Genomic DNA, 20,717 nt, shown 5'->3' with positions numbered 1-20,717 from the left:
GCGCGGATCGGACAGCACTCCGTCAAAGCCGCTCACGGCCTCGGCCCCCATGGCGCGGATATCGGCATGAAGCGACTGATCGGGCTCGGCGACGGCCAGGACGCTCAGTCTGTCATGGCCTTGCAGGCGGGTCAGGATGTGACGTCCCCACCAGCCAAAGCCCGCAATCGCGATGTTCAGCATCCCCTTCTTCTCCTCATGCGCGAAGCCAGTTCATCACGGCATCCTGAAAGGCAGCCGGATCCTCCATGGCGGGGATATGGGCCAGGCCGGGCAGAACCGTCAGGCGCGCGCCCGGGGTGGCATCCGCCATGGCCTGCATCGCGGCCACCGGCGCGGCCATGTCCTCGCTGCCAACCACATATCGCACCGGCACGGTCAGCTCACCAAGCCGATGCAGATAGTTCAGCCCCTGCAATGCGCGGGCGCAACCGGCAAAACCCGGCACCGCGGTGGCGAGGATCATGGCCTCGGCCCGCACCCGCAGATCGGCAGAGGCCCTGCCGGTGAACCAGCGTTCCAGCGTGCCCGACACGATGGCAGCCATGCCGCCCCTTTCGATTGCGGCGATCCGATCGTCCCAACTGGCCACGAAAGGCGGCGGATTGTCGGCGCGTGCGTCGCAAACCACCATGCGCCGCACCCGATCCGGATGCGCCAGGCCCAGTCCCAGGGCCGTCATCCCGCCCAGCGACAATCCCATCACGTCGGCGCGGTCGGCGCCGACATGGTCAAGAACCGCCAGCATGTCTTCCACCAGCATGTCGAGATCATAGGGCCCCTGCGGCGCCGTGCTTTGCCCATGTCCGCGCGTGTCATAGCGAACCACGCGATGCGTTTCGGCCAGAAAGCCGATCTGGCCGTCCCACATGTGCAGGTCGGTCGCCAGAGAATTCGACAGCAGGATCCAGGGCTTGCCGACCGGGCCCTCGACCTTGACCGAAAGCCTCGCCTCACCCGATTTCACGATGGCACGGGTCATATCGCGGCCTTCAGCTGATCTTTCTCGGCCTTGTTGACGAGCGGAAGGACCTTCTCCGCCATCAGGATCTTCGAACGTCGCGCCAGTTCCGGGTCGGCCCAGTCATGGCCCGCATAAAGAAGGGTGCCGAATTGCCCGGTCAGTTCGCGGAACGCCAGCAATTCTTCGGCGACCTTGTCGGGGGTGCCGTAGGTCACCAGGCGTTCCATGACGTAATCCAGCGTCACTTCGTCGTCTGACATGCTCTGGTCTTCCTTGAACAGGTTCGCCCGGCCATTCTTCTTGAGCTTGGTCAGAAGCGACCGGTAGTAATACTGATAGGGGCTGTCCGGTCGCGTGACATAATCGCGCGCGGTGGCCATGTCGTCGGCCACGAAGATGCTTTTGGCGACCCGCCAGTTGGCCAGATCGCCCGGCCTTCCGCCCTGCTTGCATCCGTCCAGATAGCAGCCGCGGTGCGAAGCGACCCATTTCGGCATCAGGAAATTCGCCGAGATCGGATCCCAGCCACGTGCAGCGGCGGCGGTGACGCCCTTGGAAAAAGGCGCGACGGCCGTCACGATGATGGGCGGATGCGGGCGTTGCAAAGGCTTGCCGACGATTCCCTGGCCGATCTCGGCCATCAGCGTGCGTTCGGTCGAGATGTTCCAGAAATTGCCGCGCAGATCATAGGGCGCGTCCTTGGACCAAAGTGCCAGGATCATGTCGATCGCTTCGAGAAACATCGCATTGCGGTCGTGGTCGAGGTTGCCGAAGATCTCGGAATCCGACAGCAATCCGCCCGGACTGATGCCGAAGTTCAGACGGCCATCGAGCAGATGATCCAGCATGGCGATCTGCGCGGCGACCTGTGCCGGGTGGTTGTTGGGCAGGTTGACCGTGCCGGTCCCGAGCCGCATCTGCCGCACGCGGCCGGCCAGCGAGGCAATGAAAACCATGCACGAAGTGATGTTTTCTGCCACGTCGGTGACATGCTCGCCGACATATCCCTCTGCAAAGCCCAGTTCGTCGGCCAGGACGAATGCCTCCTGATCCTCGCGCAGGCTCTGGCGCCAATCCTTTTCGAGGGGGTGGATAGGCATGGTGAAAAACCCAAGCTGCATGATTGTCTCCACTGTGTTTGCCCGATCTTACCGACGCGCCGCGCAGCAAGAGAAACGAGAAGGTTTGATGAACGCCATCCGGTTTCGGCATGGCGGGGTGCGTGCTGGGGTCAGTCCTCGGCCATCAATTCGTCCGGATCGACCGGCAGGCGCACCTCACGACCACGCCGCGCCGAGAGATCCATCGCCATGGTCAAAATCAGGTTGCGGTGGCCGTCCTGCGCGGTGGCATGGGGCGTGGGCACGCCCATGCACAGACGCTGATACCAATTGACCGTTTCTTCCCGCATGGGGCCCCAAAGCTGGTTCATGTGCAGGTCGCCCGGCGGATAGCTGGTCAGGAAATCGACATGCCTTGCGGGCGGTTCGTAGCCGTCGGGAACATAGCCGCCGCCTTGCGCGACATTCGTCGCCAGAACCAGGTCGCGATGCGTATCCTCGATATCGATCACGCCCTCGGCCCCGACGATGCCGATCTCCAGCCCGTAGACGGATCCCGGCCAGACCTCGGGCAGGCCCCAGCAGATGTTCATGGAAAAGATCGCACCATCGTCCATCTCGAAGATGCCGAAGGTGGAATCCTTTGTTCCCCACCGCGACATGACCTTGTCGGTCGATTTCGCATAGACCGACACCGGCGTCTTGGCCTCCATCAGCCACATCGACATGTCCAGCGAATGCGTGCCCGAAACCACCATCGGCGTCAGGTGCCGCCGGTTCTGCGTGCGCGAGACGGTGGCGATGGGGACCATCCTGTTCATGAACGCGCGCGTCACCACGGAATGCACCTCACCGATCTGACCGGTGACCAGACGTTCCTTGACGGTCAGGAACCGGCGGCGGAAACGCTGTGTATAGCCCATGACCGCATCCACCCCGGCCTCTTCGATCGCGCGCAGGATGGCCAGCGATTCTCGCGCGTCGGTGGCGATCGGCTTTTCGATGAACAGCGATTGCTTGCGTTCGGCCGCAGCCAGCGTCGGCGCTGCGTGGTTGTTCTCGTCAGTGGCGATGATGACTGCCGAGACCTCGGGGCGGTCAAGCAATTCGTGGAAATCTGTCGTGAAGAAATCCGCCTCGCTGTCGGCCGAAAGCTTTTTACCAAGCCCGCGGTTGGTGTCGCAAAGGCCCAGCCAGCCGATACCCGGATAATCCCGCGCGATGATCGCGCGGATCCGCCCGATGGTGCCACAGCCTATGATGGCGAGACCGACTTCATTCCTTACCGCCATGCGGTTTCCTCCCCTCGCATTTGGCGAAAGGATAAGGAGGCGTATGAACCTGCAGAAATTAAAAGAATCGCTGATGTCTATCAGCGCAGGGTATGGCCGGACCTATCACCGAAGAGAAACACCGCCGCGATGGTCACACCGGCCCCGCCCGGCCGCCCGAATTGCAAAAAGCGCGATCCGGGCAGGACAAGCGCGCCTTCAAGCCGCGCCGGAACAGATGGACATGACCAGTCGCGCCGGCCTGCGCGGCTTGCAGCGGTCGGGTCCGTCGCCTTATCCCTTCGGCTGCGCGCGATCGCCCGCACCCAGATGAACGACCGTTTCTCCGGTGGCCTCGAAGGTCCGCGTCACCTCGCCGGCGTCATAGATGAACAGCATCAGCACCGGCTGGTCGCCGACATTGTGAAAGCAATGCACCTCGCCCCTGGGAATATAGGCGACTTCCATCGGGCCGATGGGACGCCGATGCCCCTGGAACTCGGCTTCGGCGCGGCCCGCGAGAATGACGATCTGTTCATCGCAGTTGTGATAATGCATGGCCACGCTCTTGCCGACGGGCAGCACCGTGGTCCCGGTCGTCACCTGAGCACCGCAAATGTCCGCGTTGCAAAACAGGCGCGTGACGACACCGTTGCCCCGGTCAAATTCGTCGATCGCCTCAAGGTGCCGGATCATGGCGGTCCGGCGCGTCATTCCGGCTGATCCTGCAAGCTTGGCAGGCCGCAAGCCGCGGCGATAGCGTCAAGCTTCTCCAGCAGGGCCGGAGGAACCGGGATCCCATGGGCCAGGCGTTTCTCGCGCACGGACAGGGCGCGTTCGCCCGGCAGGCGGATCGCATCAAAACCGGGCCGGCGCACCGAGCCCGCAATTTCGTCGCCGATGCGCGCCACCTCGGCCTTGAAATGTTCAAGATCGCCAAAGCTGGCGATATCGATGGCCACGACGAAATGCCCGGTATTGGCGACGCTCGAATCGTCGTGGTTGTAGTCGATCACATCGCGCCCGAAGGCGGCCCCGTTCAACGTGCCGGCCAGCAGCCCGAAGATCAGCGCCAGGCCGTATCCCTTGGGCCCGCCGATGGGCATGAGCGTTCCCTCGCCCGCACGCGCGGGATCCGTCAGCGGGTTGCCCTGGGCATCGATCATCCAGTCGGGCGGCATGGTCTCGCCTCGCTGCGCGGCAAGCTTGACCTTGCCATAGGCCGCAACCGTCGTCGCCATGTCCAGCAACACCGGCCTGCGCCCCGCCGCAGGGATGGCCACCGCGATCGGATTCGTACTGAGCAGCATTTCCAGACCGCCCCAGGGCGCCATGTGATTGGCGCTGCCCACGGCGACATAGAATCCGATCATGTCGTGGGCCAGCGGGATCAGGGCATAGACACCCGCCGCGCCCGCGTGATTCGAGTGATGCGCCCCGACCCAGCCGATGCCGTGGCTGCGCGCGCGCCTGACGGCTTCATCGGCGCAAAACTTCATCACCAGATGACCGAACCCGTTGTCGCCATCCACCAGCGCCATCGCGCCCCGCTCGCGCGCGATCCGGATATTGGGCCGGGCGTTGAAGCCGCCGGCGCGCAGGCGCTCCAGATAACGCGGCAGGCGAAAGATGCCGTGACCATCGGCCCCCAGAAGATCGGCCTCGATCATCATCTCGGCAACGATCGCCGCCTCCTGAGGCGGCAAGCCCTCGGCCCCAAGCACCCCGGCGGCAAGGGTCTGCAATCGTTCCGCCGTAACATGCCGCGTCACGCCGGATCCCCCGGTGCTGACCTAGCGCGGCCCGCTGCCTGTGCTGCCTGCATCACGACCTCCGTTCGGGAAAGATTATGAAGAATGCCGACGCAGTTGAAATCATGTTTTCTTCTGGCTCTCATCAGGTTGAAGCACGGTTGATGCGGGCCAGCAGATTTTCTTGTTTCCCCCCCGAAGCCGAACCTGAAAGGATGGCGGCGACTTCCTGTCTGCGAGGACATCATGACCCGACACGTCCTGTCTTTCGACAAAGCGGCGCCGCCGGATTCCCGCCTGTTCCGGCAGGCTCTGGGCCGGTTCTCGACCGGCGTCACCGTCATCACCACCCGCGCGCCAGGCGGTAGCCGCATCGGGGTGACGGCCAATTCCTTCTCGGCCGTGTCGCTGGATCCGCCGCTGATCCTGTGGAGCGTGCGCAACGAGGCGCCGTCCCTGCGCGCATTCCTTGACGCCGGGGTGTTCGCCGTGAACATCCTGACCCAGGAGCAGGCGGATCTGTCGCACCATTTCGCCACCCCCCGGGCAGACAAGTTCGCCGGCATCGCCTGTGCCGACGGGCATGGCGGGTGCCCTGTGCTGAAGGGCGCGCTGGCCTTGTTCGAATGCGATCTCGATCGCAGCATCCCGGCCGGCGATCACGTGATCCTGCTGGGCCGCGTGGTGCGCGCCTCTTTCGACGATGCCGCCAGCCCGCTACTGTTCAGCAGCGGGCGTTATGCGGTGGCGGCACGCCTGCCCAATATCGACGCCAGCAGCGACCTTGCCGCCATGTGGGAGGGTCTTGGTTGAAACCGCCTGGCCCCGACCGCTACCCCCCGATCCCCGAAGTCGACTGGACCGACGCGCAGCGCAGACATGTAGAGCCCATGCTGGAGGGGCCGCGCAAGGCCATCGTCAGCCCCTTCGTGCCGCTCATGCGTAGCCCCCAACTGATGGACCGCGTGCAGCGCGTGGGCGAATATCTGCGCTATGACAGCGTGATCGGGCGTCGATTGACGGAATTGGCGATCCTGTGCACGGCGCGTTTCTGGGATCAGCCGGTCGAATGGGCGATCCACGCGCCCATCGCCCGGCAAGAGGGCATAGACCCGGCAATCATCGCGGCGCTGGCGGCGGCCCGGACGCCCGATTTCCGGCGCGAGGACGAGCGCGTCGTCCACGCAACGGTCGATGAACTTCTGCGCACCAGACGGCTGTCGGACGCAAGTCATGCACAGGCCCTGCGGCTGTTCGGCGAGCAGGGCGTGATCGATCTGTTCGGGGTCATCGGCTATTACACGCTGCTATCGGTGGTCATGAACGGCGCGCAGACCGCGGCGCCCGACACGACCGCGCCCCCGCTGGTCTAAGCCGCATCAGAAAAGCTGATCATCGCTCTCCAGACAAATCATGACCTTCGCTGTCAGCGATTGCTAGAACCACACAGCCGGGCTTGCACCGGAAAAGCGCAAACGGGAGGAACGACATGAAACAGGTTGAGGTCGCCGTCATCGGCGCCGGTTGGTGCGGCGGCATTCGCGCGGAAACGCTTGCCAACTCGGCCCTGGTGGACAAGCTGCATATCTGCGAGATCCGCCCCGATCGCCTGGAAGAAGTGCGCACCCTGACCCATCCGGCCACGGCAACCACGGACTACAAGGCAATCATCGCCAATCCGGACATCTCGGTGGTCTATATCTCGACCACCCCCGAGCAGACCCATTATCCCATCGCGCGCGACTGCCTGAAGGCCGGCAAGCATGTGCTGCTGGAAAAGCCCATTTCGATGGAATTCTGGGAGGCGGACGAACTGATCCAGCTGTCGCGGGACAACAATCTGAAATTCACGATCGGCTATTCGCAGCGATTCAACACCAAGGTTGCCTACGCGAAGAAGAAGATCGCCGATGGCACGCTTGGCAAGGTGGTCAACGTGATGGTCAGCCGACACCTTTCGCGGTCGCTGGGCAAGAAGATCGCTTCGCGCGTGCGGTTGTCGCCCGCAGCCATGGAATCCACGCATGATCTGGATTTCGTGTTCTGGATGCTGGAACCGGCGAAACCCGTGCGGGTCTATTCGCAGGGGGCTTACGGCTACATGAAGGAACTCAACGGTTCCTACGACACGATGTGGACGACCGTCACCATGGATAACGGGATGCTGGTCGTGATCGGCGGCGGCTGGAACCTGCCACCCAGCTATCCCAATTTCTGCGCGACCTGGATCGAGATCACGGGAACCGAAGGCGCGTTGTTCCTTGACGATACCCACCGCGACAAATGGCTGAACACCGTGTCCGACGGCACCCGCTATCCCATGTCGACGATGCCGGGCGAACAGGTGGACCATGTCTTTGCCGGCCAGATGGGTCCCGAGACGCTGCATTTCCTGGAAAGCGTGCTGCTGGACCGCCCGGTGATGGTTCAGCCGGACCATGCCCGCATGGTCATGGAGACCTATCGCGCGGCAGACCTGTCGGCCGAGATTGGCGCGCCCGTCGATCTGCCGCTGTCGAACAGCTCGATCGCGCAACTTGCCGACATGGCCGAAGCCGACAAACGGGCGGCGGAATGACCCCGCCGCGATGCGGCGTCATCGGTCTGGGCAACATGGGCTGCGGGATCGCAGCCAATCTCGACGCGGCAAGGCTGTTGCACGCCGTCTGGGATACGAACGCCTCTGCCCATGCGCGCTTTCCCGGTGCGCAATCCGGAATCGCGGCGGCGGCCGGCTGCGAAATCGTTCTGCTGGCAGTGCCCGGCAGCGCCCAGATCGCGGCCTTGTTCGAGGCGGGTCTGCTGGACGGTCCGGACGGGCGCGTGATGATCGACCTGACCACCTCGGATCCCGGGGCCACGAAGCTTCTGGCGGACCGTGCCGCGGTCGCCGGGGTCGAGTATCTGGACGCGGGCATGAGCGGCGGCGCCGCTGGTGCCGCGACGGGGCGACTGACGCTGATGATCGGCGGCGCGCCCACGGCACTGGCGCGCGTCCGCCCGGTCCTCGACCTGATCGCCACGCAGATCTTTCACCTCGGCCCCTCGGGCGCCGGGCATACGATGAAGCTCATCCACAACATGATCTGCCACACCATCTTTCTGGCCACGTCCGAGGGCTGCCGCGCCGCCGAACGTGCGGGCATTCCGCTGAATCGCGCGGTCGAGGTGCTGAATGCCGGCAATGCCCGCAGCTTCGTCAGCGAACGGCGCTTTCCCGACCATATCGTCAGCGGCGGCTTCGACGGACGCTCGGAGGCGGGCAACCTGGCCAAGGATCTTGCCATGGCCAGGACGCTTTTCGACGATCTGGAACAACCGTCGGCCTATGTCGGCCTGACCGCGGACCTGCTGGCACAAGCCGGGCAGGAAGGTCTGCTCGGTCAGGATTTCACCCGGCTTTATCCAGCCTATGACGCGCTGGTCCAATGCTGGAGAAACGGCTGATCGCAAGGGAAGACCGGCGGCCCCGCCAGGACCGCCGGTCATGCGTCAAAAGGCGTCCTGCTACTATCCGCCGAACGAATCCACCAGCGCCTTGTAGCGTTCGGCCTGCTGCTGACGAACCTGGTCGTACTCGGCCCCGTCCATCATCGAGGCGTTCTCGCCCAGCCGGCCAAGAAGCTGCCGATAGGTCGGATCCTCGTTCAACTTGGCAAAAGCGTCACGCAGGATCTTGAGACGGTCTTCGGGAACGCCCGCCGGTGCCAGAACGACGCGCTGCATGACGCCGATGTCTGACACCATGTCGTAGCCCAGATCGGAAGTTGTCGGCACGCCGTCGAGAAGTGGCTCTTCGCCGACGACCAGCAGCGGGCGCAGGTCCTGCCCCGCCAGAACCGAGGAGAATGCAAAGGTGAAGTCGATGTCGCCCGCCAGCAGCGCCTGGATCACCGGGCCGCCGCCCTGATACGGGATCAGCGTGACATCGGCGCCCGCCTCTTGCATGAGCGCAAGCCCCGGCACCATGAAGGCCCCCCAGTTCCCGCTGTGACCGAACCGCAATTCGCCGGGATTGGCCCGGGCATATTCGATCAACTCCTCGAATGTCTGGAAGGGGCTGTCGTTGCGCACCACCAGCACGGGCTGTGCGGTGTTGGTGCGGGAAACCGCCACGAAATCCTCGTTCGGGGTATAGGGCAGCTTGGTGACGAATTGCTGCAATTCGTCGATGAAGTTATGTGTGAACAGCAACGTATAGCCATCGGCGGGCGCCGAAGCCGCCGCGGCGGTGCCGGTCTGTCCGCCCGCCCCCGGCATGAGTTGCACCACCACCGGCTGGCCCAGGATCTGCGGCAGTACCGAGGTGATTACCCGCGCGTTCAGATCATGCGAACCGCCCGCACCAAGCGGGATGATCATGGTGATCGGTCGGTCGGGATAGGTCTGGGCGGTTGCCGCCGTTCCTGCCAGTCCCATTGTCACGGCGATCGCAAGGATCGCATTTCTTATCATTCCCATCGTGGGTCCTCCTCCTGTGAATGGTTCGTCACTTGCATCGCGCGACCCTATCGAAGCGCGCGCCTCTGCTTGCTCTGCCGGTAGCCAAGCCAGATGATCAGCACGGGGGTCAGCAACAGGATCGCAAGCGCGATCGGTCGCGTGCCGATCAGGTAGCCCGGCAGATCGCCCCGAGACAGCATCATGGATTGTGCCAGCGCGTATTCCAGCGGCGGCGTCAGGATGAAGCCCATGACCAGGGGCGTGACGTCGAAACGCAGTTTGCGCGCCACATATCCGAACAGGCCAAAGCCGATCATGAAATAAAGGTCCATCGGATTCGACCGATAGACATAGGTTCCGCCCACCGCGAAGATCAGCATCAGCGGCACCAGATAGGCCTTGTTGATACTGACCACGCGGGCAAAGATCGGCGTCAGCAGATAGCCGATGACAAGCAGCAGCACGCAGGCCAGCAGCATCGAGAACAGGATCGCATAGACCAGCACGCCCTGTTCCTGAAACAATTGCGGACCGGGCCGCAGCCCCTGTGCCACGAAGGCACCCAGCAGGATGGCGGTAATGTTGTCGCCCGGGATGCCCAGCGTCAGCAGCGGCACCATGGTCGGGCCGTTCACCGCGTTGTTCGCGGCTTCCGGGGCGGCCACACCCTCGATATCGCCCTTGCCGAAGGTTTCGGGATGCGACGACGCGCTCTGGGCGGCCGAATAGCCCATGAAGGCCGCCACCACCTGGCCGACGCCCGGAACCATGCCGATGAAACCGCCAATCGCGGTAGAGCGCAGGATCGTGCGTCGGCATGTCATCAGTTCGTGCCAGCGCAAAGGCTCTCCCTGGGCCTTGGTATGGCTTGGATCGACGACGCTGGCGCGGCGATGTTCGATGGCGAAAAGGATCTCGGGGATGGCGAACAGGCCGATGATCAGGGGTAGCAGGTCGATGCCGGCCTGCAGCGGATAGAAGCCGAAATCGAAGCGCGCCATCGCGCCCACCGGGTCCTGGCCGATCGTGGCCAGGAACATGCCGATCAGCAGCATGACCATGCCCTTGAGAAAACTGCCCGTGCTGGAAACCACGATGATCAGCAGACTCAGCAGAAGAATCGCCGAGATTTCGGGCGGGCCGATCATCAGGGCGATCATCGCGATCAGGCCGATCACCAGGATGGTGCCGAAAGACGACAGGAAATCACCCACGGCAGAGGCGACCAGCGCGATTTCCAGCGCCTTGCGGGACTGTCCCTTGCGGGTCATGGCCGGCCCGTCCAGCGTGGTCGCCATCGAGGCACCGGTGCCCGGAATGTTCACCAGGATCGCAGGAATGCTGCCGCCGAAGATGCCGCCCTTGTAGACGCCGATGAGAAACGGAATGCCCAGGATCGGCTCCAGAAAGAACGAGATCGGCAGAACGATCGCCATCGCCATGACCGTGGTGAACCCGGGCAGCGCGCCGACCAGCATTCCCAGGACGAGGCCGCCGGAGATCATGAAAAGCACATCGAGACGCATCAGCATCAGCGTCGCTTCGGTCAGCATGTCGAACATCGTCATCCCCAGGGAAATGGTGGCAGCGAGACGCTGAGAAACCGGGTAAAGAGATAATAGATGGCCAGAGGTGCGGCGATCCCGGTCAATCCGATGCCGACCAGATTGCGCGAGCCGTAATAGAACGAGATGGCCGTTGCCACGCCCATGCTGGTGGCGACGTAGCCCAGCGGACGCAGAAGCGCGACATAGGCCAGCATAGCCGCCAGCACCACCGCGAGGTTGACATAGGCCGAGACGGGAAGGCCGCTGAACCCGTTGATCTGCTGCATCGACAGGCTGGCATAGAAATAGCATGCGCCGATGAAGATCATGCCGATGGCGATCAGTTGCGGAAACAGCTTGGGACTGATCCCGACGCTGCTGCGTCCGAAGAAGCTTGGCGGTTCGGCGACCTGATACGGCACCAGAACCCATATCAGGATTCCAAGCGCCACGACCGCAAGCGCCACCGCGGAGTTGAAATTGAGCCGCGCCATAACGCCGCCCGTCCGCGCTAGTTCGCGTTCCATCCGGTTGTCCTTCCTCCTTGCGTCATGCTGCCAGCACCATCGCGATCCAGACGATCAGCGGCAGGCCCGCCAGCGTTCCCACCGTCGAGACGACGATCGTGCCGGCCACCTTTTCGGGGGAATGGCCGTAGCGTTCGGCAAAGATCACGCTGACCACCGCCGCCGGCATGGTGGCCATGATCCAGACCACCCCGGCCTCGGCTCCGCCGAGATCCAGCGCAAGGATCAGCCCGACGCCGGCAACCGCCCCCACGCCGAAACGCATCACTGCCATTGCCGCGGCCAGCTTCAGATCCGCGACCGTCAGCCGCGACAGCGAGACACCGAGCAGGATCAGCATGGTCGGAATGACGATTCCGGCCAGCAGTTCCGTGGTCCTGGCAATCCAGCCCGGCACCGTGACACCGCTGAGCAGAACGAAGACGGTGATCGCGCTGGCATGGACCACCGGCTGGCGCAGAAACGCCCTCGGGTCGAAGCGGCCGGCGCTGACGACATGTCCAAGCGTGTTCTGAGAGATTGCCACGACGGTGAAATACACGATGCCCAGCGTCAGCCCTTCGGCGCCGAAGGCCATGGAAGCAAGCGGCAGGCCCATGTTGCCCGAATTGCCATGCATCGCCACCAGCAGATAGGTGTTGAGCGGTTGCCCAGCGATGCGAAGCGCCAGGGCCCCCAACGCACTCGATGCCGCGATGACCAGAATCGCCGCCAGCACCATCTTGCCCATCTCCGACAAGGCCGCCCCGGTCCCGGTCAGGGTAGAGAAGATCAGGCAGGGCGTGCCGACCTGCAGCACCAGTGCGCCGATCGTCCGCGCGTCGAAGGGCATCTTGAAGCGCGCCCAGAGATAGCCAAGGCCGATGATGACGAAGAGCGGCGCGGTGACCGCCAGGATCGCAGGAAGCAAGGCGTGGCATCTCCATCACTCGATAGGCAGGTTGCGCCGCATTCATGCCGGGCGCTCGCAATTGGCGTTGCGTTCCATCACGCGGCAGACCGCCGCGGCGTCCAGATGCGCCAATCCCTGCGCGGCGGCGGCGTGGTAGAACTGCAAGGCGGCCTGATACAGCGGAATCGGCATTCCGACGCTGACCGCGTGATCGGAAATGATGCGCGAATCCTTCAGCGGCACCGAGAAATTCATGCCTTCCCGGGCATAGTCGTTCTCGGCCATCAGCTTGCCACGCACCTCGAACATGGCCGAGCTGGATCCGCTGCCGCTGATGACCTCGTGGAACAATTGCGGGTCCAGGCCGGACTTGATCGCCAGCACCATCGCCTCGGCTGCGACGGTATTGTGAACCAGGTTGAGGATATTGCCGCAGAACTTCATCTTCGAGCCGTTGCCGAAGGCGCCGACATAATGTTCTTTTCGGCAGAAGGTCAGCAGCGTCCCGCGCACCGTGTCATAATCGTCGCGCTCACCACTGCAAAATGCCGTCAGCTTCCTGTCCAGCGCCATGATCCGGTTGCCGCTGATCGGACAATCCAGAAGGCGCCGTCCCGCGCGCATCAGAATGTCGCGCGCCGTCTCCTTGTCGGCGATGGAAAGCGTGCTCAGATCGACAACCAGTTGGCCGCCGACCCCGCCGGTTTCGGCAAGTTCGGTGCAAACCGCATGCATCGCGGCGCCATTCGGCAGACAGGTGAAGACGAGATCGCACCGCCCGCCGACCTCGGCGAGATCCGTGGCCAGCGCCAGGCCGTCGGCCAGCGCCGTTTTCCGGGCCGCCATCGACATGTCATGAGCCAGCACATCTGATCCGCTCGCGACGATGTTGCGTGCGATGGCGTTGCCCAGCACGCCAAGCCCTATGAAACCGATCCTGTGCGGCACGGTTGCCTCCCCTCACCCTTCGGTTCCCTGCGGCCCTGGATCGCCCGCATTCCGACATTCCGCGGGGCCCGATCTTGCGCGGAAACGCATTTTCGTCGCGCACCTGAAATATCAAATGGCGTCCTCATCCTGTCAAGCTGGCGGCTAGAACGGGCTTTCACCTCTGATTTCATCAAGTGGAGCAGCATGAAACACCATCAGACTTGCCGAACGAATCCCGGACCTTTAGATATTTCTAACGTGCTTCACTTGCGTGAGACATCACAATGCTCACTGGAGACAATCTGAAAACCTGATGGCAAGTGAGAGGGGGCCGTTCCGGTCCGCAAGCACCACAAGAGGAGGAGATGAAGAATGGATACGCGATGCAGCCTGAGGGACATATCGATCTTCGTCGCGGCCTATGAGGAACGATCCTTCACCGCCGCGGCCGAGCGCGAGAACGCCACGCAATCGGGCGTGTCGCAGCATATGCGGAATCTGGAATACATGCTTGGCGTGCAACTTTTCCTGCGCGAACGCGGCGGTGTGACGCCCACTCCGGCAGCCGACAGTTTCTACCGCAACTGCCTCGAGGTGCTGCGTGTTCATGCCTCGGCGCGCCGCGATGTGACGCGTTTCGCCAAGAGCGAGACGGGCGAGATCCATGTCGGCCTGATGCCGACCATCACCAGCCGCGTTCTCTCGCCCGTTCTCGACAGGTTCCTGAGGGAATCACCGAACGTGAACGTCCGCATCACCGAAAGCTACAGCGCCAGCCTGACGCAAACGGTGCAGGCCGGCGAACTGGATTTCGCCATCGTGCCCTCGGACAGTTCCGCCACCGGATTGCGCGGCAGCTTCTTCGTGCGCACGCCCGAGGTTCTGGTGTCGCGCGCAGGCGGCGATGTCGGGCCGCTGACACCCGTCTGCCTGCGCGATCTGGCTCCGCTCAAGCTGGTCGTTCCGGGGGGCAACAACATCCGCCGGCACACGATAGAAAGCTATTGCACGACCAATGCCATCCGGATCGGCCAGTTGCTTGAGCTGGACACGATGCTCGGCACGCTGGATTTCGTGGCCAACAGCGATTGGGTGACCATCCTGCCCGCCGTCATGATGGCAGAAGACGGCGGGCATCGCGCCCTGAGCGTGAACCCGATCATCGGGCCAGAGATGCATATCGACCTGATGCTGATCGAACCCATCCGTCGCCCGATGAGCAACCTTGCCGCCCGTTTCGCTGACCTCCTGCGAACAGAGGCGCAACATGTCAGCGCGGCCTGGAGCAGCGAGGGGCTGCGCCTTGTCCAGCCTGCGCGTCCGGCCGCGGTGGCCCCGCGCTGATCCGGGTTGCGGCGGCGACAGCGATGGATCGGAGAAACTGCGCCAGAGGGCAAAGGCCCGGGGGAAAATGACCGCGGGCAAGGTCGTTGCCACGGCGCCATCGCCAACCCCACGGGCGATCCGCACCGGCGGGACAGGACCATCCACGGGACCTGTCGCATGGGGTCACGCCACTGGGCGCAACGGAATGTCAGGCTCGTTCCAGCCGCATCAGCAAGGCCGCCATCAGTTTCGCCCGCGTGGTCAGGCTGTCCACGCGAATGTGTTCACCGAGCGTATGCAGCCCGTCGCCCAGCACGCCAAGCGAATCCAGAGTGGGGATCCCCATCGCGCCGGTAAAATTGCCGTCGGATCCGCCACCCTGACTGCGGCCCTTCATCTCGAAGCCAAGTTCCTTCGCGATGTCCCTGGCAATGTCAAAGATCCTTGCCGTTCCAGGCGTGTCGGGTTCCCAGACGGGCCGGGTGACGCCACGTTCGACGATGAACTCCACGCCGTTTTCGCTTCCTTGCAGGGCCAGCATCCGCTGGACGCCGCTGTCCAGATCATTCTGGCGCTTCGCCATGCTCAGCGCCTCGGCCTCGCAGCTTGACGACACGCAATTGACCCATTGCCCCGCTCGGATCACCCCGACGGAAAACGTGCAATCCGGTCCGGTCATGTCCTCGATCTCGATGATGCGACGCGCCATCGCGGCGATGGCGGATTTGCCGTCCGAGAGCCGCGCACCGGCATGGCTGGGCCGGCCCTTCGTCTTCAGATTGAACCGCGCGATGGCATAGCGTCCGATCGTCACCCCGCCATCGTCATGGCCCGGCTCGGGGACCAGAACATAGGCATTGCGCGCCGCCTCCGCCTCGATGAGATCGCGGGTCGAGGGTGTGCCGACCTCCTCGTCGGGCGTGAACAGCACCGTCACCGGCAGCGGCGTCTGCATCCCCGCCCTGGCAAGCTGGCGGATCGCCTCCAGCGCGATGTAGTTGCCGCCCTTCATGTCCATGAGCCCCGGCCCATAGCAAATATCGCCCTCGCGCCGGAAGGGCAGCACATCCAGCGTGCCGATCGGATGAACGGTGTCCATATGCCCCGAAATCATGATCCCGGGCTTTCCCCTGTCGGGATGCGGAAAACGCGCGCGCACCGATCCGCCAAAGCCCATGCGGCCGGGAATACGCTCGACCTCGGCGCCCATCGTGGCCATGTCATAGGCCGCAAGATCCATCATCCGGTTGACGGCGACGGCGTCCCAGGTGGGGCTTTCACACTCGATCCAGGGGGCCAGGCCCTTCAGCATGTCGTCGGTGTCGAAGGGCAGTTCCAGCGGGTTCATGCGATGTCCTTTCAGGCGGCAAGGCGGCGTTCGACGATGCGCGCCATGATCGAGGCGCCGACAGGCAGCACCTGCGGGTCAAGGAAGAAGCCGGGATTGTGCAACCCGACCGTGCCGGAATGGCTGATCCGGCAATAGGCTCCGGGAACCACCTTCAGCATGTCCGCGAAATCCTCGGATCCCGTGGCGGGCTCTTCGTCGCCACAGATGTTTTCAGCCCCGACGATATCGGCGGCGGCTTCCAGATAGGCATCCGACAGATCGCCGTCGTTCATCAGCACGTCGAAGATGTTGCGCAGGTCGATGTCGATCTCGACCCCGTAGCCCCTCGCGAAGCCCGCGCAAAGCTCCTTCATCCGGGTTTCGGTCAATTCGCGGACCTCATCCTTGAAATAGCGGATCGTGCCCGCCAGCGTGGCGGTGTCCGGCACGATGTTATAGGCCGATCCGGAATGCATCTGCGTCACCGACAGCACGCAGGTATCCAGCGGGGCCACGTTTCGCGCGACGATGGTTTGCAGACTGTTCACAAGCGCGCTTGCGATCACCAGCGGGTCGCGCGATTGCTGCGGCATGGCGGCATGGCTTCCCTGGCCCTGCACGGTGATGTCGAAGAAGGACGCCCCCGCCATCGCCGCGCCCTTGCAGATGCCGACCTTGCCGGGTTGGCCATTGGGCATGTTGTGCATTCCGTAGATTTCGTCGCAGGGAAAACGCTCGAAAAGGCCATCCGCCAGCATCCCCCGCGCACCGCCGAGACCCTCTTCGGCGGGCTGGAAGATCAGCACCGCGGTGCCCGCGAAATCGCGCGTGGCCGCAAGGTGCTTGGCCGCGCCCAGCAGCATCGTGGTGTGGCTGTCATGGCCGCAGGCATGCATGACGCCGGCAGTCCGGGACGCATAGGGCAGGTTCGTCAATTCGTGAATCGGCAGCGCGTCCATGTCGGCGCGCAGGCCGATGCGGCGCTGGCCCTCGCGGCTGCCCTTGACGATACCCACGACGCCGGTGCCGGCGATGCCGGTATGGATTTCGTCCACGCCGTATTCGCGCAGCTTGTCCGCCACGACACCGGCCGTGCGATGTTCTGTGAACCCGATCTCGGGGTGGGCGTGCAGGTCCTTGAAGATCGCGGTCAGCTCGCTCGCGCTGTCCTCGATGATGGGCAGGATGGTCATGATATCGTCTCCTTATTCGGCCGCCTCGGCGAAGGGGCGGAAATTGGCGAAATCCCAATGGCGGCCCGGCGCGGCCTGGATCAGCGCCTTGGTGTAGTCCTGTTTCGGATTGCCCAGCACCTCGGCTGCGGGACCGTATTCGACCGCGCGGCCATGTTGCATGACCAGCACGTCATCGCAGATCTGGGCCGCCACACCGAGGTCATGGGTGATGAAAAGGATACCCAGACCCAGCCGCTGCTGCAGTTCGGCCAGCAGGTCCAGCACCTGCGCCTGCACGGACACGTCCAGCGCCGACACCGCCTCGTCAGCCACCAGCACATCCGGATCCATCGCAAGCGCGCGGGCGATGGCGATCCGCTGACGCTGGCCGCCCGAGAACTGATGCGGAAAGCGGTCCACGGCGCTGGCGGGCAGACCCACGAGCGTCAGCAATTCGCGCGCGCGCTGGATCGCCTTGTCGCGCGGCATGCCGAAATTCAGCGGGCCCTCGATGATCGAGTGTCCGATCTCGATCCGCGGATTCAGCGACCGCATGGGATCCTGGAACACGATCTGGATTTTCTTGCGCTGCGGTTTCAGCTCTTTCTGCGACAGCGTGGCAATGTCGCGCCCGCCCACCATGATCGCGCCCGAACTCGGGTCGATCAGCCGCATGATGCAGCGTGCCACGGTCGATTTTCCCGACCCGCTCTCGCCCACGATCCCCAGGGTCCGGCCCTTCGTGACGCTGATGGACACGTCCTGCACCGCCTTCACCTCGCGGCCACGGCCGAACCAGCCAGCGCCGCCATAGGTCTTGCTCAGGTCGCGCGTCTCCAGCACCACCCGGTCCGACACCGCATCACGCGCCGGGCGCGGCACCTGGCTGGGGACCGAGCGCAACAGATCGCGGCTGTAATCCGTCTGCGGATGGCGCAGCAGGTTCTCGACGCTTTGGGTCTCCATCACCTCGCCAAGTTTCAGGACCGTCACGTCATCGGCGATTTCCGATACGACGCCCATGTCATGGGTGATGAACAGGACCGATGATCCCTGCTTTTCGCGCAATTCGCCGATCAGGCTGAGGATCTGCGCCTGCGTCGTCACGTCCAGCGCCGTCGTCGGCTCATCCGCGATCAGCAGTTGCGGCCGCATCACCAGCGCCATCGCGATCATGATCCGCTGACGCTGCCCGCCGGAAAGCTGATGGGGAAAGCTGCGATACATCTTGTCGACATCGGGCAGGTGCACCGCCTCCATCATCTCCTTGACGCGGGACTTGCGGCGCGATTGCGACAGGTCCGAATGGAATTCCAGCACCTCCTCGATCTGCTGGCCGACGCGGGCCACCGGGTTAAGCGCGGTCATCGGTTCCTGAAAGATCATCGACATCACCGTGGCGCGCAGATTGCGCATCCGCGACGGCCGGGCGGTGGTCAATTCCTCGCCTTGCAGCCTGATCGACCCGTCGATGATCTTCAGCGCGGACGGCAGCAGGCCCATCGTGGCCAGCGCCGTCAGCGACTTGCCCGACCCGGATTCGCCGACGAGGCACATCGTCTGTCCCGGCTCGATGCTGAGATCGAGGCCCTTGACCACCTGTTGATCCGCATCGCCGTTCAGCGCGATCCTGAGGCCCGAGATTTCCAGAAGGCTCATCGTTCGATCCCCCGCTTGGCCATTCGCGGGTCAAGCGCGTCGCGCACCGCATCGCCCAGAAGATTGATCGACAGGATCGCCACCGAAACCGCCAGTCCGGGCCACAGGACGATACCGGGGTTGATCTGGAAATAGATCCGCCCTTCCGCCATGATGTTTCCCCAGCTTGGCGTCTCGGGGTTGATCCCCGCCCCCAGGAAGCTGAGGATCGCTTCGGTCAGGATCGCACTGGCGCAGATATAGGTGCCCTGGATGATCAGCGGCGCGATGGTGTTCGGCACCAGATGCCGGCGCATGATCAGCCCGGTCGAAGATCCAGCGGCGATGGCGGCCTCGACATAGGGTTCCTCGCGCGCAGACAGCACGATGGAGCGCACCAGCCGCACCACGCGCGGCACTTCGGGGATGGTGATCGCCACCAGAACCGTCCAGATACCCGCCCCCCACAGCGAGACGATGGCGATGGCCAGAAGAATGGATGGGATCGCCATCAGTCCGTCCACCATCCGCATCAGCACCGCGTCGATCCAGCGCAGATAGCCCGCGAGCAGACCCAGCAACAGCCCCAGCGCCACCGCGATGATCGCCGCCGCGACGCCCACCACCAGCGAAATCCGCCCCCCATAGATGATGCGCGAGAACAGATCGCGCCCGAAGGCGTCGGTGCCCAGCCAGAATTCTCCGCCCGGCGGCTTCAGCCGGGCGGCGGGCGCAAGGCGCACCGGATCATGCGGCACGATCCAGGGCGCGAGGATCGCGGACAGAACGATCAGCACCAGGATCACCGTGGCAAGCATCACCATCGGACTGGAGAACACGATCTCTCGCGCGCGGCCCAGCGGAGAGACGCGGACCGGAACGAGGGCGGCGGCGGAGTGATCGGTCATGCGTAGCGGATCCTTGGGTCAAGCAGCACATAGGCGATGTCGATCAGCAGGTTGATGACGACATAGACCAGCGAGGCGAGCAGGATCACCGCCTGGATCACCGGATAATCTCGGCTCAGGACCGCATCCACGGTGAGCCGGCCCAGCCCGGGCAGGTTGAACACCGATTCCGTCACCACCACGCCCGAGATGATCAGAGCGAAACCGATCCCGATGACGGTGATGATCGGAACCGAGCAGTTGCGCAGCGCATGGCGCATCAGCACCTTGCGCTCCGGCAGGCCCTTGGCGCGGGCGGTGCGGACATAATCGTCGCCGAGGATTTCCAGCATCGAGGTCCGCGTGATCCGCGCGATCAGCGCGATATAGAGCAGCGTCAGGGTGAAGGTCGGCAGGGCAATGCGATGAAAGAAGGCCCCGACACCGTCCCCGATCGGCTTGAATCCCTGCACCGGGAACCAGCCCAGCTGAATAGAGAAAAGCGAGATCATCAGATAGCCGATCACGAAGACCGGAACCGAGAAACCCAGCACCGACAGCAGCATCACGAAGCGGTCGATCAGCGTGCCCTGTTTCCATGCGGCAATGACGCCCAGCGGGACGGCAATGATCACAGACAGGATGATCGTGGTCAGCGCCAGGCTGATGGTCGGTTCCATCCGGTCCGCAATCAGCTGGATCACCGGCTTGCCCGACAGGATCGAGGTGCCGAAATCGCCCCGCAGAAGCTGCCCGATCCAGGCGAAGAACTGCACCAGAACAGGCTCGTTCAATCCCAGCGATTCGCGGATCGCCTCCAGCTGCGCGGGGGTGGCGGTGTCTCCGGCGATGATCGCCGCGGGATCGCCCGGCGTCAGGCGCAGCAGCAAAAACACGAACAGCGCGACGAATCCCATCACCGGGATTGCAGCCAGAATACGCCGGAGAATGTAGAAGATCATGGCGGCGGTGCCT

The 20,717-nt window shown here is 63.8% G+C and carries 21 protein-coding genes; 5 read left to right on the top strand and 16 right to left on the bottom strand.

All coding sequences use genetic code 11. The features are described from left to right. From B4L36_RS11740 to B4L36_RS11715, 6 genes are all read right to left on the bottom strand, one after another. Positions 1-183: hypothetical protein (locus B4L36_RS11740; protein WP_292957342.1), on the bottom strand; the 183-nt coding region annotated here is incomplete at its 3' end. A gap of 13 nt (positions 184-196) precedes the next feature. Beyond that, positions 197-982, bottom strand: a complete 786-nt coding sequence (locus tag B4L36_RS11735; protein ID WP_292957281.1) for an alpha/beta fold hydrolase — start codon at positions 980-982, stop codon at positions 197-199. After that, the gene (locus B4L36_RS11730) at positions 979-2,085 is read right to left on the bottom strand and encodes an LLM class flavin-dependent oxidoreductase (RefSeq protein WP_292957278.1); all 1,107 of its coding nucleotides are present in this window, start codon (positions 2,083-2,085) and stop codon (positions 979-981) included. The genes B4L36_RS11735 and B4L36_RS11730 overlap by 4 nt, the downstream gene beginning before the upstream one ends. A 110-nt stretch (positions 2,086-2,195) precedes the next feature. Further along, positions 2,196-3,317, bottom strand: coding sequence for a Gfo/Idh/MocA family protein (locus tag B4L36_RS11725; protein WP_292957275.1), 1,122 nt, complete (start codon positions 3,315-3,317; stop codon positions 2,196-2,198). A gap of 273 nt (positions 3,318-3,590) precedes the next feature. Further along, entirely contained in the window at positions 3,591-3,992 is a 402-nt protein-coding gene (locus B4L36_RS11720; RefSeq protein ID WP_292957273.1) for a cupin domain-containing protein, read from the bottom strand. A gap of 14 nt (positions 3,993-4,006) precedes the next feature. Further along, complete coding sequence (locus B4L36_RS11715) at positions 4,007-5,068, bottom strand: Ldh family oxidoreductase (RefSeq protein WP_292957270.1); 1,062 nt, start codon at positions 5,066-5,068, stop codon at positions 4,007-4,009. A gap of 225 nt (positions 5,069-5,293) precedes the next feature. Here B4L36_RS11715 and B4L36_RS11710 point away from each other — a divergent pair, with 225 nt between their 5' ends. The 4 genes from B4L36_RS11710 (at position 5,294) to B4L36_RS11695 (ending at position 8,494) form a co-directional block, all read left to right on the top strand. Next, positions 5,294-5,860: a flavin reductase family protein gene (locus tag B4L36_RS11710; protein ID WP_292957267.1), complete on the top strand. Its 567-nt coding sequence runs from the start codon at positions 5,294-5,296 to the stop codon at positions 5,858-5,860. After that, positions 5,857-6,420 carry a carboxymuconolactone decarboxylase family protein gene (locus tag B4L36_RS11705; RefSeq protein ID WP_292957264.1) on the top strand — a complete coding sequence of 188 codons (564 nt, stop codon included), beginning with the start codon at positions 5,857-5,859 and terminating at the stop codon, positions 6,418-6,420. The genes B4L36_RS11710 and B4L36_RS11705 overlap by 4 nt, the downstream gene beginning before the upstream one ends. Before the next feature lie 116 nt (positions 6,421-6,536). Continuing rightward, the gene (locus tag B4L36_RS11700) at positions 6,537-7,625 is read left to right on the top strand and encodes a Gfo/Idh/MocA family protein (RefSeq protein ID WP_292957261.1); all 1,089 of its coding nucleotides are present in this window, start codon (positions 6,537-6,539) and stop codon (positions 7,623-7,625) included. Continuing rightward, entirely contained in the window at positions 7,622-8,494 is an 873-nt protein-coding gene (locus tag B4L36_RS11695; RefSeq protein WP_292957258.1) for an NAD(P)-dependent oxidoreductase, read from the top strand. Before B4L36_RS11700 ends, B4L36_RS11695 begins: the two co-directional genes overlap by 4 nt. A 63-nt stretch (positions 8,495-8,557) precedes the next feature. Here the strand turns inward: B4L36_RS11695 and B4L36_RS11690 are convergent, their stop codons facing one another. Genes B4L36_RS11690 through B4L36_RS11670 form a run of 5 tightly spaced genes read right to left on the bottom strand, consistent with a single transcriptional unit; the run spans position 8,558 to position 13,404 of the window. Then, positions 8,558-9,508 (bottom strand): Bug family tripartite tricarboxylate transporter substrate binding protein, encoded by a 951-nt coding sequence (locus tag B4L36_RS11690; RefSeq protein ID WP_292957256.1) that lies wholly within the window; start codon positions 9,506-9,508, stop codon positions 8,558-8,560. Positions 9,509-9,555: 47 nt separating this feature from the next. Next, positions 9,556-11,058: a tripartite tricarboxylate transporter permease gene (locus B4L36_RS11685; protein ID WP_292957254.1), complete on the bottom strand. Its 1,503-nt coding sequence runs from the start codon at positions 11,056-11,058 to the stop codon at positions 9,556-9,558. Next, positions 11,055-11,564 (bottom strand): tripartite tricarboxylate transporter TctB family protein, encoded by a 510-nt coding sequence (locus B4L36_RS11680; RefSeq protein WP_292957251.1) that lies wholly within the window; start codon positions 11,562-11,564, stop codon positions 11,055-11,057. Before B4L36_RS11680 ends, B4L36_RS11685 begins: the two co-directional genes overlap by 4 nt. 22 nt (positions 11,565-11,586) lie before the next feature. Then, entirely contained in the window at positions 11,587-12,474 is an 888-nt protein-coding gene (locus B4L36_RS11675; protein WP_292957248.1) for an AEC family transporter, read from the bottom strand. A 42-nt stretch (positions 12,475-12,516) separates the two neighbouring features. Next, positions 12,517-13,404: an NAD(P)-dependent oxidoreductase gene (locus B4L36_RS11670; protein WP_292957245.1), complete on the bottom strand. Its 888-nt coding sequence runs from the start codon at positions 13,402-13,404 to the stop codon at positions 12,517-12,519. A gap of 354 nt (positions 13,405-13,758) precedes the next feature. Between B4L36_RS11670 and B4L36_RS11665 the strand changes: the two genes are divergently transcribed. Continuing rightward, complete coding sequence (locus tag B4L36_RS11665) at positions 13,759-14,730, top strand: LysR family transcriptional regulator (protein WP_292957242.1); 972 nt, start codon at positions 13,759-13,761, stop codon at positions 14,728-14,730. A gap of 190 nt (positions 14,731-14,920) precedes the next feature. On the opposite strand, the gene B4L36_RS11660 is transcribed toward B4L36_RS11665, so the two are convergent. From B4L36_RS11660 to B4L36_RS11640, 5 genes are read right to left on the bottom strand one after another with little or no spacing between them, the layout of a single operon-like run. After that, positions 14,921-16,060: a M20/M25/M40 family metallo-hydrolase gene (locus B4L36_RS11660; RefSeq protein ID WP_292957239.1), complete on the bottom strand. Its 1,140-nt coding sequence runs from the start codon at positions 16,058-16,060 to the stop codon at positions 14,921-14,923. Positions 16,061-16,071: 11 nt separating this feature from the next. Then, positions 16,072-17,235, bottom strand: a complete 1,164-nt coding sequence (locus B4L36_RS11655; RefSeq protein ID WP_292957236.1) for a M20 aminoacylase family protein — start codon at positions 17,233-17,235, stop codon at positions 16,072-16,074. 12 nt (positions 17,236-17,247) lie between these two features. Next, on the bottom strand, positions 17,248-18,876 hold the full coding sequence (locus tag B4L36_RS11650) for an ABC transporter ATP-binding protein (protein WP_292957233.1): 1,629 nt from the start codon (positions 18,874-18,876) through the stop codon (positions 17,248-17,250). Further along, positions 18,873-19,763: an ABC transporter permease gene (locus tag B4L36_RS11645; protein WP_292957230.1), complete on the bottom strand. Its 891-nt coding sequence runs from the start codon at positions 19,761-19,763 to the stop codon at positions 18,873-18,875. The genes B4L36_RS11650 and B4L36_RS11645 overlap by 4 nt, the downstream gene beginning before the upstream one ends. After that, on the bottom strand, positions 19,760-20,704 hold the full coding sequence (locus B4L36_RS11640; RefSeq protein ID WP_292957227.1) for an ABC transporter permease: 945 nt from the start codon (positions 20,702-20,704) through the stop codon (positions 19,760-19,762). The genes B4L36_RS11645 and B4L36_RS11640 overlap by 4 nt, the downstream gene beginning before the upstream one ends. Positions 20,705-20,717: the final 13 nt, after the last annotated feature.

Origin of the sequence: Paracoccus sp. UBA889 (assembly GCA_002294185.1) — a bacterium.
Classification (GTDB): Bacteria; Pseudomonadota; Alphaproteobacteria; order Rhodobacterales; family Rhodobacteraceae; genus Paracoccus.
This window is presented reverse-complemented; position numbering and strand designations above follow the sequence as displayed.